Here is a 15,904-nt window from a genome sequence, read left to right on the forward strand (position 1 = left end):
CATGGTTTTAAATTACATCTGGGTAGCTTTCTTCGTCATCGCATTCATCGTAGCCCTCTGCAAACTCATCTTTATGAGTGATGTGGAGATATTCACAGAACTCGTCAACTCCACCTTCTCCTCTTCCAAAACAGCTTTTGAAATATCCCTGGGACTGACAGGAATACTCGCCCTCTGGCTCGGCGTGATGAAAATAGGCGAAAACAGCGGCATGATCAATGCCCTCTCCCGTTGGCTGAGTCCGGTATTCTGCCGTCTCTTTCCCGAAATACCGAAAGGACATCCTGCCATGGGTTCCATATTCATGAATCTCTCTGCCAACATGCTGGGGCTGGACAATGCCGCTACCCCAATGGGGCTGAAAGCCATGAAGGAACTTCAGGAACTAAACCCGAAAAAGGATACTGCCACCAATCCGATGGTAATGTTCCTTGTCCTCAACACCTCGGGACTGATACTTATCCCCGTCAGCATCATGATGTATCGCTCGCAGATGGGTGCCGCCCAACCCACGGACATCTTTATCCCCACACTGATAACGACTGCCATCTCGACCATTGTCGGTGTCATTGCCGTCAGCATTGCACAACGCATCAACCTGCTGAACAAGCCCATACTTATCCTGATTGGCTGCATCAGTCTTTTCTTTGCCGCACTCATTTATCTGTTCACACAGATTAGCCGTGATGAAATGGGTGTATATTCCACTTTAATTGCCAACATACTGCTGTTCTCCATCATCCTGCTGTTCATCCTCTGGGGGCTATGGAAGAAAATCAATGTATACGATGCCTTTATAGAAGGAGCCAAAGAAGGCTTTACCACTGCCATACGCATTATCCCTTATCTGGTTGCTTTTCTCGTTGGAATCGCCGTTTTCCGCACTTCCGGCGCCATGGATATACTGGTGAACGGTATCGGTTATGTAGTAGGACTATTCGGTGTAGATACCAGCTTTGTAGGTGCCCTACCCACTGCCCTGATGAAGTCACTGAGCGGCAGCGGTGCCAACGGACTGATGATTGACACCATGAAACAGTATGGCGCCGATTCATTTGTAGGACGCATGAGTTGCGTGGCACGTGGCGCTTCGGACACTACGTTCTATATCCTTGCGGTATATTTCGGCAGCGTAGGCATCACCAAAACAAGGAATGCCGTGACGTGCGGACTGATTGCCGATTTCTCCGGCATCATCGCCGCCATCATCATCAGTTACCTGTTCTTCTTTTAAAAGAACCGCCTTAATCGCAAGAACGTAATCCCAATCGTACATCGTAAATCATTAAATCGTAAATAAAATGATTAGTTATCAGACAGACGGCGTGGAAATGCCATCCATCAAGAAGCGTGAAACCACGGAATGGATAAAATCCGTAGCCGCCACTTACGGAAAAAGAGTCGGTGAAATAGCCTACATCTTCTGCTCGGACGAGAAGATACTCGAAGTGAACCGCCAATATCTGCAACACGATTATTACACAGATATCATCACTTTCGACTACTGTGAAGGCAACCGCCTTAGCGGTGACCTCTTCATCAGCCTCGATACCGTACGCACCAATGCGGAACAGTTCGCCGATAACAACTACGAACGTGAACTGTACCGGGTCATCATCCACGGCATCCTCCACCTTTGCGGCATCAATGACAAAGGGCCGGGAGAACGGGAGATTATGGAGGAGGCGGAGAATAAGGCGCTGGCGATGCGGTAATTCCAAAGAATAAAAACTCTGTCTTGATAAAGTGCTGATTTTACCAAGACAGAGTATTTAAGAAAAACAAGTTACTTTGTCAACACAACGACAACTAACGGGTGATATTTGTCTGCTCCTGATTCGATGCGGGCATCCACACCATCTATAGTTACTCTAATAAGTTCAACACTGCCATAACCATCATTGTACTTCCAATGGGAAATAATGGAATGTTCCTCTCCGTCACCAAAGATATAGGGACAAACAAACGTACGCCTCAATACTTCAGGCTTCTTGTCATATTTATATCCATCCCATAGTGCATCAAAGATTGCCAAAGTAAAAAGTCCGTCCCTGCTTTCCACATAGATACAGTCCGGTCCGGTAAAGTCATCTTTAGAATCGGGTTCTACCAATTTATAGGAGTAATCTTTCTCTCTCAAAGCAGGCTTACCATTTCTTCCAAGACCGGTTTGCATTCCCTCAATCAAATCATTACCATTTTCATCGACAAATGCTAAATTGTATCCATAATGAATAGGAGGATAAGAGTCTTCCTCACTTTTGCAACCCATGAAAATCAAAGGGAATAAAGCAGCCAATAAAAAAACACTAAAGTGTTTCATTGTATATTATGTTTTAGATTCACAAAAAAGGCCATACAATAAGAGGGTATCAAAACGGTTGATAGCACACAGATGACACATCCCCTATATTTATTTCTTCACCGAAAAGCGATAGATGCAATGACTGTCATACTTTTCTCCCGGCTTCAGCAACGCCGAAGGCCATTCCGGCTTGTTGGGCGTATCGGGATATTTCTGCGTCTCCAAACAGACGGACGCACGATGACCGTACACGATACCTTTCTTTCCGGTCAGTGTGCCATCCAGGAAGTTACCGGCATAAATCTGAATGCCCGGTTCGTTGGTATAGACATCAAGCACAATACCCGTTGAGGGAGATTCGAGGGTGGCACACGGGCGGGTGACATCGCCCTTCGTATTGAGTACCCAGTTGTGGTCATAGCCCTTGCCGTTCTTCAACTGCTCAAAGTCATTGTCGATACGGGCGCCAACAGCAGTAGGAGTGCGGAAATCCATATCCGTACCTTCTACGGAAACAATCTCACCGGTAGTCATGAAGGTACTGTCCACGGGGGTATAAGCATCTGCATCGATAGTGAGCAGATAATCCGAATTGGACTTGGAGGGGTCACCGTCCAGGTTAAAGTAAGAATGGTTCGTCATATTGACAACAGTGGTACGGTCTGTTTCGGCACTGTAACGAATGTCGATGGCATCGTCATCTGTCAGCGAGAAAGTGACCTTGCAGGTCAGGTTACCCGGGAAGCCCTCCTCTCCGTCTTTCGACAGATAAGTCAGTTCCAGAACCTGACTGCTCAACTGGCGGGCATCGAACACTTGATATTGGTATCCCTTGGGACCTCCATGCAGGCAATGACCGTAATTGTTGCGCGGCAGCTGATACTCTACCCCATCCACTGTAATCTTACCCTGATTGATACGGTTGGCATAACGTCCGATGGTAGCGCCGAAATCCGAAGGGAACTTGATGTAGTCCTGAATGGAATCGAAGCCCAGCACCACATCACGCATAACGCCATCCTTGTCCGGCACCATCACTGATACAATACGTCCACCGAAATTCGTAATACAAACTTCCATACCATTCTTATTCTCCAAAACAAACAAGTCTGTCTGCTTGCCATCCACTTCCGTACGGAAGTTCGCAGGTTCCAGTCCAGAAGCAGTCTTTTCACTCGCCTGTTTGCCCGTGCAAGCCGATGCCAATAGCATCACGCTTGCCAACAAAGTCATCATCTTATTCATAAATACAATATTGGTTACTGTTTAGACTATCATTTTTTCAACAAGAACTGCTCCGCACGTCCCGGAGTGAACAACTCCCACAAAGAAGCAACCGTCCAGCCCGGAGCGAAGATATTATTGTAATATCCCTTTCCGTTACGTCCGTAATCCCAATTGGTATGCTGCACCACTTCCGGGTAATAGCCTACTTTGGCAATGCCACACATGTGTCCTTCATACGGCAGTAACTGGCGCATGGAAGTGGATATCACCTCGGCAAAGTCAGAGAAGCGCGGCTCGTTGTACTCTTTGGAGAGCCAATGCAGCACATCGGCAAATTCGAAGATAAATACATCGATATGGTTATTCTCTACCGACACATTTCCCCAACCACGGGTTTTCAAGCCGATATCTCCCAGCATCTGACCTTCGGCAAAAGGAACATCCCAAGTATAATACCATGACAAGGCAAAATAAGCGGCTTTCTTTGCCAGACCGGCATAGTGTGCACGCTCTTCTCCTTTGGTAACCAAAGCCAGGTAATAAGCAGCCGTAGCAGCATACAAGGAGGCTTCCTTGTCCTCGCAGTTGGCATCCAGCGTAGAAGAGAAATAATCGGCTTTGGATATCAGTTCCTTCTCCAGATAGTCTACCGTACGCTTGGCGCTTGCCAGATAACGCTTGTCTTTGAAATACTTGGACGCCATCACCAAAGGCAATGTTGCCGAAGGCGTGCTACCACCGCTGGCATCCACGATAGAGAAATCATCCTTGAACTTGCGCGGGAAGCTGCCGTCCTCGTTCTGCAACTTGAGGAAGCTGTCCAGCATGCCCTTGATGCGTTTCTCCCATTCGGGGTGTTTACGCTTCTGCTGTTTCTCGTAGTTCAGATAGTTCAGAATGGCATATACGCCTTCGGACTGACGTCGAATGCTATGTCTGGTTTCCTTGAAGTCGCGGTTGTAGTGTACCACTTCGTTGAAGAAACCGGCAGGCGAAAAACCGTTCTGGAGATAAGTGTCAAAGATATGGTTGGCATTGTCCACCAGGTCTTGACGGTTCTGCTGTTTGCCATACTCCAAAGCATTGAAAGCGTTCAGCAACGTACGTCCCACAAAGCCCACTTCGGCAACATCGGTATTGGCACAAGTAGCAGTCTCCAACTCTACACCGGAGTAATAATGAGTGGGGGTATTGCTGACATAGCTTTCCACAAAGAAGTTGCTCATCACCTCCTTCATGCGGTCTACCGTGTAAGGTGTGTCAACCGGTTTCGGGCGGTTAGTGTCATAACAATACTCCCAGGTGCGCTGTACGCATTCCGAGAAATCGGCAGCATTCCTTTCGGACACCTCCCAAGTCATGGAGATGCTATCGCCCTTACGCAGCAACTGGAAAGCCTCAACGGCAGGAGCCAGCGTCAATTTGCGGATATATGTCTTCGGTGCTTCCTTATAGGGGAAACCGTATGCCAAGACAGTCACACCATCCACATTGCAGAAACCGGTATATCCGATGGAAGTCTCGCCGGACAAGATTACCTCTCCCTCCTTATGAGTGGTCAAAGCTTCCTTGTCGAACTTGTCAATACGGATAACCGACATGGACGTACCGCTTGCCGGATTGAAAGCTGCCGTCAGCGGAGTGCTCAAACGGTCCTCACGCACCAGCCAACTGTCCGATGTGTGGAAAGAAGGAGCCTCCTTCGGCGAACGCAGGTTGCGGCGATACCAGAAGCCCGGCATGTAGAACTGGCAGTCCGAATGCTTGTAACCGGTCTTTATCTGTTCCCCGTAGTTGAAATACACATTTTCCAGCGCCTTGAGTGTGACGGTAATGCGCTGTTTGCCATCCTTGTCCACCACCTGGCGGATGATGTCCAACGGCAACGCTTCCGAAGCCCGGCAGCTGTACATACCATCCTGCATCTTCTGCAAGGCCAGCGGATATTGCTTGGCATCATTCCCCGGTACTTTCAAGGAAATAGAGGCAGAGATGTCTTCCGGAGCAACATTTGCCGCTCCTGCACCCGTAATGCCTGCCAAAAGCATTACCCCCAAAAACAATCTTTTTAGTCTCATAGTTACATCTGTTTTATTGTTGTTAGAAAAATATCATTCAGACATGAATACATACCTGCCGGAGCCCAATTCGACTACTAGCTTACCGTCAGCCTCCTCCACGGAATGAATCCCCGCCTGACCGGCAGCTACCTGTACATGGAAGTCAAGCGGCATCTTGACCGTAGCGGTTGTATTGGCAGGAATCTCAACGTTCCACTTCAGCTTATTGCCATCACGTTTCCAGGAACTTCCTATTCTGCCATAAGGCGATACATGCGAAGCATTCACATAATTCAGTTTTTCCGGGAATACCGGTTCCATCAGAATCTGCTTGAACCCGACGGAAGCGGGAGCATTTTTTATACCGGCAAGATCCTCATAGAACCATATCAGCAGGTCTCCCAAAAGCATCACATGGTTTCTTGAATTCATCGCCGGATTTGCCGTGTCACCATTCCATAATTCCCAAATGGTGGTTGCACCCTTCTTAATCATGTAACCCCATGAGGGATAAGTGTCATTGGTCACTATCTTATAGGCAAGTTCCAGTCCGCCGTACTCGGTAAGTCCGCGCATCAGATGCTGGATGCCAAGCACACCGGCACTGACATGTCCCTTACAGTCTTTTTCCGTCTTCTCCACGACATTGGCAAATACTTTATCTTCATATCCGTCGGGAACCAGACCCAGTCTGAGGGAAAGCAGGTTTGCCGTCACCGTATTGTTGTCATACTGTGCAGTCTCAGTATTGAAGAATTTCTTGTTATAAGCGTCCTTGACCTTAATGGCAAGTGCTGCATACTCTTCAGCATCTGCCGGAAGTCCGTTCATTTGCGCGAACTTCTCCATCAGTTGCAGAATACTGTAAAACACCGTTGTACTCAACACTTCACCGTTCGTCTTACGGGCAGGGTCCTCCGAATGAATCAGCTCCGGCGACTCGGGAGGCATGCACCAATCCCCGTATTCATCCTTCACCAGAATATAGTCCTTCATTTTGGTCTCCGTCATGTGGTTTACCCAGCGCTTCATGGACGGATAGCGCTCTTTGATGGAGCTATCATCGCCAAACTGGCGGTAAAGCATGTCGGCTACGTAAAAATAGGCAGCCGGCCAAGTCACGTCATCATGGAAGATGGTCCAGTAACGGGGAGATACCACAGAGATACTTCCATTTTCATTCATGGACTCTTCTATATCCACCAGCCACTTCTTATACATCAAGGCATTGCCGAAAATGAAACTTTCACCATAGGCACCGGTAGTGCGGTCGCCCAGCCATCCAAGACGTTCATCACGCTGGGGGCAGTCGGTAGGCATACCGCGATAGTTTCCACGGATTCCCCAATAGGCATTCTTGTGAATTCTGTTAATCAACTCCTCGGAAGTCTCGAACGTACCGTTCGTTGCCATTTCATCATACACCACCTTACCGATGAAATCATCCGCTGCCGGTTCATAGTCCAAACCGGATATTTCCATAAAACGGAAACCATGGTAAACAAACAACGGTTCCCAAACAAACTCACCGTCAGCGGCAGGAGTATAAATATCCGTGACAAGGGCACTGCGCAGGTTGTCAAGATACAGTTCCGTACCATTGTCCTTCAGCACTTCGGCAAAACGCATGGTAATGGGCTTGTCCTTCTTGCCACGCAGTTTCACCTGCTGTATTCCTACCATATTCTGCCCCATATCCACGATATATCTTCCATCACCTACCGATTTAACGGATATTGGCTTTATTTCCTCCATCACCTTCAGACTCGGAGAGAGCTGTGCCACAAGTTTTCCTTTGGGAGCCTCCATCCGTTCGGCCGGTTTCCATCCGGAATCATCATAGCCGCTTTCCGCCCATTTGCCCAATTCCAAGCGGGCATCATACCACTCACCGTCAAACTCGTTGTTTGCGGTTATAGGACCGCAGTTCGTCACTTTCCAGGAGTCATCGCTGGCTACCGACACCGTCTCACCATTGTCGTACTCTATATTCAACTGCGCCATGAGACGGGGTAAACCAAAACCTACCATCCCATTGGCACGCATGGAAAGATACCGGCCGTTGCCCAGAGCCACGCCTATCGTATTGGTACCGGACTTCAACAAGGGGGTGACATCATAGGTCAGATAAGATACAGAAGCATCGTACCAGGTAGGCAAAGGACCGAATACATCGTTTCCAATCCTCTCGCCATTCATATAGCATACGGAAGAGCCTACTCCCGAAACATAAAGGACTGCACGCTTCGGCTGTGACGGCAAATCAAACTCCTTCCGCAGATAACGTGCCGGAAGGATGGTCCGCTCACCGTCCAGTTTCAAGTTTGTACTGTCGTTCAGTCCAATCCAGCCGGCTTTCCAGTCCGAACTGTCCAGCAAAGCCATTGACCAATATTGGATACTACTTTGCGCCTTGTCACCGGTATTTGTCCATACAGTGACACGCCACCAATATTTCTGTCCCGACTCCAAAGACGCCCCTGCGTACTTCACTAGCACCGATTGGCCAGACTCCACACGACCGCTGTTCCATACCAGCCCGGAGCCGGCCTGCAAGCCCTTTTCCGAGTCCGCCACTTCAATCTGATAAGCAGTCTGCATCACATCCTGCTTGTCGGTTACCAGTTGCCATGAGAAACGGGGAGCCGATACAGCTACTCCTTCGGGATTCTTCCGCATTTCAACAGTGGTTTCCTCCACTTTCAAGGAACTGCCACCCGATACTTGACAGCCCATCATCAATAGGGCCAACAAGGAGATTAAAATAGATTTCTTCATACTTGTCAGAATTTCGGTTTCTCCGCTTCCGTGGATGCAACGGAGCCTTCTACCGTCGGCCATCCGTCTTCCCAGCTAATCTTATCCAACATCAATACACGGCCTTCAGGCTTCTTTGTGCTCACCGCATGATAAAAGAACCAGTCATTGCCGGCATTGTCCGTCACAATCTCCGAATTATGACCGGTACCCACAAAGGAATTGCTTTTCTGAATCAGCACTTCGTGCTTGTTATCCATCATGCTACCGCCATTCTTGTCGACATAGGGGCCGAAAAGATTATCTGAACGGCCTACAACAGTAGTGTAAGTACTCTTCAATCCCTCACAACAACTTCCTATGGAAGCGAAGAAGTAGTAATGCCCGTCCTTCTTGTGAATATAGGTACCTTCGTAAGCGGTTCCTGCCACTTGCTGCGGTGTGGCGCCGTCCTTCAGAGAGAGTCCGTCATCAGACAGTTCAATCGCATAGATTCCTCGAAAACTGCCCCAGAAAAGATATTTCTTCCCTCCATCCTCTATATAGAAAGGGTCGATGGAGTTCTGTACATTGATTTCATTGCTGCGGAACATCTTTCCGTGGTCCGTAAAAGGTCCCTCAGGCTTATCGGCAGTAGCACAACCGATGCCGCAAGTTAACTCGCCTCCCCAAACAGACATAGAATAATAGAGCACGTATTTATCACCTATCTTGTTGATGTCCGGCGCCCACAAACCGCCGTTCGGCTCAAAATCAGGCCGCGTACGGTCCGTAAAGGCAGTACCTACATACTCCCAATCCACCAGGTTCTTGGAACGGTGAATCGGCAGATTGCGTATGTCCTCGGTGGCATACAAATAGTAGTATCCATCATCTCCCTCAATGACAGAAGGGTCTGGCAAACTATAATCTATCACCGGATTGCGATAGACATTCTTCGGCTGTTGTTCTTCCGGTTTATCCTCTTTTGTAGCCGATGACGAGGAACAGGCTATCAGACTGCATAACACTGATAATACAAGAAACTTCTTCATACAATGTATTCTTTTCATTCTTTCATTTTACTTTTCGGGTGATGTACTGCCCAATACCTGCGGACGGATAAGAGAGCCACCGATAGAAACCGTTCCCTGGTCGGAAATGGCAAAATCCTTGATATACGAAGTGCGCGGCTGTACTTTCGTGGAATCCCAATGTGCATGGAAAATGTATTTCCAGCTACCGTCCTTACAGCAGAAGGGTGCTCCATGACCGGTACCCATCAAGCCGTCGGCATGTTGCAGAATCGGATTTCCCTCGTATTTCTTCCACGGTCCCATCGGGCTGTTCGAAGTCGCGTAACCCACTCCGTAGTTCTTGCTTTCAAAGTGATTGGCTGAATAAACCAGGTAGTAGACACCCTCTTTCTTCAAAATTGAAGGACCTTCGGCCACCTTAGCAGGCTTGTCCTGCGAAAGTTCCCAAGGCTCTCCCACCTTAATGCACTCTGTCAGCGTCTCCTGCTTGATGCCGGTTAGGTCATCGTTCATCTCTGCCACCCAGATGACGTTGCCATCTGTAAAACGCACGAAATAAAGGTAAGGCGTACCGTCATCATCAATGAATAGAGAGGTATCGATACTCTTCTCATCCCATATCGGCTGCTTCACTTCCTGACGGAACGGACCTTGGGGAACATCTGCCGTTGCCACGCAGATATGCTCCTCGGTGGAGTAGAACAGATAAAACTTCTTTTTCGATTCGATGTAGTAGACCTCCGGCGCCCAGAATCCCCACGTACCGTAGGAATCTGCTGCCGACAACGCCTGGCCTTCACGCGTCCAGTTTTTCAAGTCATCGGAAGAGAAGCAGGCAAAGCCTTCTCCTTCTACCGTACCTCCAGTGCCGTAAGCATAATACTTGCCTTCGTAAAGCATTACGTAAGGGTCGGCAATCGGCAGATAGTCTGATTCTACAACCGTCTTCTCCTTGCAGCCTGCAAAGCAAAGACAAAGCAACAGTAGCAATATATAATTCTTCTTCATATCCATCTCTTATTTTACTATTTTGGGCGTCATATAGTCCTTGCTGATTCTCATACGGTCCACACCGTCCACTTTCTCGAAAGAAACGTCACTGATGTACATGGCACGTGGGTGGATACTACTCTTGTCCTTATGGGCATGGAAAACTATACGAAGCTTGCCTGCCTTGTCTGTGAAGGTGGCACTGTGCCCCACCCCAACCAGTTCTCCGGGTTTCTGCAGCAAAGGATTCTCCTCGTATTTGGTCCAAGTACCCATCAAATCGGTAGCTGTGGCGCAACCTATGCCGTAGAAAGGACTTTCATAGCTATTGGCAGAATAGGTCATATAGTAGAGCCCATTACGCTTGATGACAAACGGGCCTTCATTCACACGGGGCCATACCTCCTCCCATGCCTGAGAGACGTGGATGCAAGGGTGCATGGTCTCCTTCTTGATAGTCATGAGGTCTTTCTCCAATTCGGCCACCCAGATGTTGAGCCCGTCGTTGAAACGGTCGAAGAAGAGATAAGGCGTGCCGTCATCATCAATAAACAGAGAGTTGTCAATGCATTTCTCATCGGCAATCATCGGTTCCTTCTTACTTTGGGTAAATGGTCCTGCAGGTGAGTCTGCTGTTGCCACACAGATATGCTCGTCTGCCGAGTAATACATATAGAACTTCCCGTTCACTTCGTAGACCTCCGGTGCCCAGAACCAGCGGTCGGCCCAGACATCCTTCTTCTGGAGCGCCATGCCCTTATACTTCCAAGTCTTCAAATCATCGGAGGTATAGACTTCGATGCCTTCATCCGCATGGGTGCCATAGGCATAGTAAGTGCCATCGTGCAACATGATGAACGGGTCGCCCAAAAGCACCGGCGTTTCAACTCCTTCGACAACAATATCGTCCACATCCTTATAGTCTGAAGAGCAGGACTGGCAGGAAGCCAGCGTGGCCAACAGAAACAGATACATACATATAAAATTCTTTTTCATGATTCTTTCTTAAACAATTGTTATGATGATAAATATTTACTTTCAAGAAGATGTTCCGTTACACCCGTATATTGAACCCTATTCAGTCGTATACTGAATCCTATTCAATCGTATACTGAAATACATTCAGTCGTATACTGAATCACCCCAGTCCATCACACTGATTCACAAGGAAATACAAACACCGGCTTCTATATACATCTTTCATTACATATATACGGAACGGCACATCCCACGATCGCGTCTAATCGCGCCTCTGCCCTACATGATAATACAACGTACCGCTATAAACCGGAGAGCCGCCCTCCGAACAGAATCCGATGCGGGATGCAGGGTAGCGTATATCCAAAGCTCCCAGCTCCCTGCCGTCGACAAACAGATACAGCTTGTCTGCACGACGCACGGCACGAAAATTATAGGATTCCTTCCACAATTCATGTACACCTATCTTATAGATATGGCGTTCCAAATCCTCCGCCTCCTTGTTGATGAAGCGGATGCCTTCTGCCTTTACCGGAGTAAAGGTACAATAATTATATGCAGGATGTTCTGCTATCCCCCTATCTTTGTTTTCTATCGGATGCCATTCGCCGCCATTCAGGTATTCTATGTCGAACTTGCCGAACATGTCATCCACAAATTCGGATTTATTGCCTGCTTCGTGACGATTCAGGTAAAGTGTATCCAACCATGCAGGTGCGGCAAAACGATAACCTTTCTCAATGAAGTCGGTATACTTCACATCCGGATAGAGCGTTTGCAGGCATCCCAACGGGAATTCCTTCTTCCAGGCAGTTTTCCCTTTCTTCACGGCTGTCACCTCAAGCATACGGGTGATGCCATCGAACTGAGCCTTCACATAGTTATCCTTATCCACATAAACCGGATAGCTTCCTGCCTTGTCTTGTCCGGACAAGCCGGACAACTGGAAGCTGAATTCATAATCGTTCAAGAAATCGCCCTTCAACAACTCCTCATTCCCCGAAAGCTGGAAATGCACATCATCGAAGCCGATGGTATAGGTAGCCCCTTCGAACAAGGCAGACTTTGTCTCGTCAAATACTCCGGGAACACCCGCTTCTTCCGTCGGAAGAGCCTCTGCAAAGACATGTTTTCCCGGTGTGGGAATCTCATCCAGCCAAATTTTCAGACAGCCACCATTACGCTCAATGCGCAGATGATGGTACACACCCCAACGGAAATCTTCAGGCAGGGCATAGGATTCCTTATTTTCTTTACCGCCGACAAGTGTACGCAGGTACCAACTCCGGTTCTCGGCATCCAAACCTACATAGGCACAGTTATCTGCATCCTTCCACCAGGCAATGACGCCGGCTCCACCCTCGGTCTTGACTCCCGTCTCGAACAAGTAATCCACGGACGGCTGTACTTGTTGCAACACACCGAACGAAGCTGTCTCGCCTTTGCCTGCAAAGGTAGGCATCGAAGGTTCGGGATGATAACCTGCCGTGCGGGGGCCGGTGATACCATCCACAAACAACGTCTTGTCGAAGAACTGGACACGGTTGATATATTGCCCCCGATGCTCATCGTTCTTGTTTGCCATATAAATCAGCCACCATTCAAATCCGTTGGGGCCTCTCAAAATATTGGGCTGACCGGGAGTCATCAGAATATCGTCGGCAATGCCGTCTTTCATATCGAACAGAGAAACGTCGAAGAATTGCGAACGTCCCTTGTTTGTTTCTACGGCAAGCAGATTCGTGCCTTCCTTCAAAGCAGCACGCAGCTTCTTGTCCAGGTTCACGATACAATAATCACGCCCCTGCTTCTCGTAGACAAGTGTTCCGTTCAGATAAATCCGGGTATCTCCGTCGTGAGCGACACGCAATGCCAGGTTGCCGGTTTCGCTACCGGCAGAGAAAGTCTTTCGCAACCATAAGGAGGGCGTATTCCACAAGGTGCCCAGATGCCGGGTGGTGGAACCTTTCACTTCACGGGACGAAAAGCCGGTCTCCCCCCTCGCCCAGCCGGAGTCATCGTAGGTCACTTTTGTCCAATCGCTTCCCGGTTTGCTCTCCGTATAAGCAAACAACGGCTCATACGTGCGGCCATACCGCAATAAATCCACTTGCTTCTCCTCCAGTTGTGTCTGATTGCAGCCTACAACCGGATAGCTATATTTATTACCATTTTGAAAACCTAAAGGAGAGTCTGCCTCAGCAACTCCCAACTGATAATTGCCCCACTCTGTAGAGGTGTGGTTGGCATTGTACATCATATAGTAGCGGTCTCTATACTTCATGACCCACGGTCCCTCCGCCACTCTGTTATCCATCGTTTCCCATGTGTCCGGCAATGAGGCGAACTGGCACACCGGTTCGCCGGCAAATTCTGCCGGGTTCTTCATTTTACGTCCCCAGATGGTATTCCCATCGGTAAAGCGTACCATATACATGTATAGTTGCCCGTCATCATCTCTGAAAACTTTGGGGTCGATACGGTTATCCATCCATGTCTTCTTGTTCGGCTCTGTGTAAGCGCCCAGGGCATCTTTGCTCTGCGCATGTACAATGTGAACGGCATGCTTGTCCTTCCCCCAATAATTGACCGACCAGTACAAATGAAAATCTCCGTTCAGATAGAACATGTCATTGGCATGAATCTGGTCATTTCCGGCTCCGCTGCCTCTGGTCCAGTCATTGTCCATGGATACGACATGGATAGGTTTCCCCCAATGAACCAGGTCATCGGACACATAGAAATCCCCGTTTGTACGGACCCCGCCAATATAGTATTTGCCGTTGTATTTCATTACGCCGGCATCCGCCACTCCCGGAAGTACCGGATTCTGGATGTTCTGCGCAAACAAAGCGCCGCAACAGGCAAAAGCGAATGGTAATAGTAGTTTTTTACAGACAAGCATATGGTATAAGATTTAAGAAAGAAAAGGCTATGCCGGAAGCATCCTGAATGGGAACAGGCTTCCGGGCATAGCCTTCTTCGGTTATTAATAGTTAGGATTCTGAGTAAGATGTGCAACACCACCTACTGTGCTGTTTTCCACCTCATCTCTTGGAATAGGCAGACGTCTGTGCTTGCCGACAATAAAGTTGTCAAAGTCCTTGTCACGAGCTTTCAGTTCATCAATTCCAGCCTGGGAATCAAGTAATCCCCAACGCTTCAAGTCAGCCCAACGCCAACCTTCGAAACAGAGTTCCAATGTACGTTCCATCTGCAGACGCTTGATAAAGGCATCTTTAGAGCTCAAGCAGTCTTTCCACTGACTGTCTTCCAACTTGGCCAGACCGGCACGTTCTCTTACCTTGTCCACATAAACAGCAGCATCGGCAGGATTGGTTCCCGTTTCAACAAGACACTCTGCATAGTTCATCAGTATATCTGCGTAACGCATGATACGATAGTTGTTACGGGCAAAATAATCTTCTGCACTACGATAGTACGAAGTATTGTATTTACGGATATAGCAGTCTTCCGGGTCAGTTCCCCAACCGTCATTCCAATCGGCATTTTCAAATCTATAGTAACTTTTCGGCTGGTCGGGGAAGTCTTGTGAGAATCCACGGTACAAAATGCTACCGTACAAACGCAAGTCGTTCTTTCCGTCCACACGCTTCTCTTTCAAGAACTCGTCTACCAGCCAGCGGCGTGCCTTACCGTCTCCCCAACCTATACCACTCGGAGCATAGAACTGAGTACGCTGGAAACCGAATGCCATACTGGCGTCATTACCCGTGCCACCCTTGTTCTGGTCATCGAACTGAATTTCAAAGATGCCTTCCTTGTTGTTCTCGTCCAAGTCGGTGAAGTTATCCTCACGGTTGGCAATAAGACCGTACAAAGAGCCCTCTTTATCAATCAGCCATTGCAACTGTTCCTTTGCCTTGTCATACTTATGTTGTTGCATATAAGCCTTGCCCAACAATGCCTTGGCAGCACCTTTGGTAGCACGTCCCAGATTGGCAGCATCCCAAGATTCCGGCAAATACTGCATGGCAAAAGTCAAATCTTTCTCTACCTGGTCCCATATTTCCTGCTCGGAAGCATCTTCCGGTATATAGGAAGCATCTTTAGGCTCCAACGGCATAGTTCCTTTATCCCACAACAGATTTACCTGAAAATACCACAATGCACGCAAGAAAGAAGCTTGTGCCAGTACCTGGTTTTTCGTCGTCTCGTCCATTTCAATAGAAGGAACATGAGCCAACACCTGATTACAACGGAAAATACCTACATAGAAATGCTCCCAATGTATGTTGTTGCCTTCATAAAAATTATAGTTGTTGTAAAGGAAACGTGTCCAGTCGCCCAATTCAATCCAAGGAGAAGAACTCCATCCTTCGTCCGAAGTCAAATCATAGCGGAAAGAGAGCCAACGCATCCAAGTACCTTCCTTATAAAGAAAACTGTAGCAGGCATTCACACCGGCTGTCGCATCTTCCGGCTTATTCCAATAAGTATCATTGGTCACTTCATTGGGATTATCAATATCCAATAAACTCGAACTGCATCCGGTGCACAACGTCAAGGCACCTGCAAGCATTAATCCATAATATATCTTTTTCATAATT

At 48.2% G+C, this 15,904-nt stretch carries 11 protein-coding genes; 2 read left to right on the forward strand and 9 right to left on the reverse strand.

Annotation, left to right across the window (positions count from 1 at the left end; all coding sequences use genetic code 11):
* Window position 1 precedes the first annotated feature (1 nt).
* Both DWY55_RS03290 and ybeY read left to right on the forward strand, forming a co-directional pair.
* Window positions 2-1,234: a nucleoside recognition domain-containing protein gene (locus DWY55_RS03290; protein WP_005826127.1), complete on the forward strand. Its 1,233-nt coding sequence runs from the start codon at window positions 2-4 to the stop codon at window positions 1,232-1,234.
* A 67-nt stretch (window positions 1,235-1,301) separates the two neighbouring features.
* The gene (gene ybeY, locus DWY55_RS03295) at window positions 1,302-1,715 is read left to right on the forward strand and encodes an rRNA maturation RNase YbeY (protein ID WP_005826129.1); all 414 of its coding nucleotides are present in this window, start codon (window positions 1,302-1,304) and stop codon (window positions 1,713-1,715) included.
* 71 nt (window positions 1,716-1,786) lie between these two features.
* Here the strand turns inward: ybeY and DWY55_RS03300 are convergent, their stop codons facing one another.
* The 9 genes from DWY55_RS03300 to DWY55_RS03340 all read right to left on the reverse strand — a co-directional run bounded on the left by DWY55_RS03300 (window position 1,787) and on the right by DWY55_RS03340 (window position 15,900).
* Window positions 1,787-2,323 carry a hypothetical protein gene (locus DWY55_RS03300; protein WP_005826131.1) on the reverse strand — a complete coding sequence of 179 codons (537 nt, stop codon included), beginning with the start codon at window positions 2,321-2,323 and terminating at the stop codon, window positions 1,787-1,789.
* A 90-nt stretch (window positions 2,324-2,413) separates the two neighbouring features.
* On the reverse strand, window positions 2,414-3,550 hold the full coding sequence (locus tag DWY55_RS03305; RefSeq protein ID WP_117878330.1) for an aldose epimerase family protein: 1,137 nt from the start codon (window positions 3,548-3,550) through the stop codon (window positions 2,414-2,416).
* A gap of 29 nt (window positions 3,551-3,579) precedes the next feature.
* Window positions 3,580-5,610 carry a hypothetical protein gene (locus DWY55_RS03310; protein WP_117878332.1) on the reverse strand — a complete coding sequence of 677 codons (2,031 nt, stop codon included), beginning with the start codon at window positions 5,608-5,610 and terminating at the stop codon, window positions 3,580-3,582.
* Between the two features lie 33 nt (window positions 5,611-5,643).
* Window positions 5,644-8,370, reverse strand: a complete 2,727-nt coding sequence (locus tag DWY55_RS03315) for an alpha-L-rhamnosidase (RefSeq protein WP_120178022.1) — start codon at window positions 8,368-8,370, stop codon at window positions 5,644-5,646.
* A 5-nt stretch (window positions 8,371-8,375) separates the two neighbouring features.
* On the reverse strand, window positions 8,376-9,383 hold the full coding sequence (locus DWY55_RS03320) for a family 43 glycosylhydrolase (RefSeq protein ID WP_005826142.1): 1,008 nt from the start codon (window positions 9,381-9,383) through the stop codon (window positions 8,376-8,378).
* Window positions 9,384-9,410: 27 nt separating this feature from the next.
* A complete protein-coding gene (locus DWY55_RS03325) occupies window positions 9,411-10,379 on the reverse strand; it encodes a glycoside hydrolase family 43 protein (protein WP_057259006.1) in 969 nt (322 codons plus the stop codon).
* 3 nt (window positions 10,380-10,382) lie between these two features.
* Window positions 10,383-11,351, reverse strand: a complete 969-nt coding sequence (locus DWY55_RS03330; RefSeq protein WP_057256598.1) for a glycoside hydrolase family 43 protein — start codon at window positions 11,349-11,351, stop codon at window positions 10,383-10,385.
* Window positions 11,352-11,595: 244 nt separating this feature from the next.
* Window positions 11,596-14,238 carry a family 43 glycosylhydrolase gene (locus DWY55_RS03335; RefSeq protein ID WP_120178014.1) on the reverse strand — a complete coding sequence of 881 codons (2,643 nt, stop codon included), beginning with the start codon at window positions 14,236-14,238 and terminating at the stop codon, window positions 11,596-11,598.
* Between the two features lie 84 nt (window positions 14,239-14,322).
* Window positions 14,323-15,900 carry a RagB/SusD family nutrient uptake outer membrane protein gene (locus DWY55_RS03340; protein WP_005826150.1) on the reverse strand — a complete coding sequence of 526 codons (1,578 nt, stop codon included), beginning with the start codon at window positions 15,898-15,900 and terminating at the stop codon, window positions 14,323-14,325.
* Between the last annotated feature and the right edge of the window lie 4 nt (window positions 15,901-15,904).

The sequence above is a fragment of the Bacteroides sp. AF25-38AC genome (assembly GCF_003602995.1).
Taxonomy (GTDB): domain Bacteria; phylum Bacteroidota; class Bacteroidia; order Bacteroidales; family Bacteroidaceae; genus Bacteroides; species Bacteroides uniformis.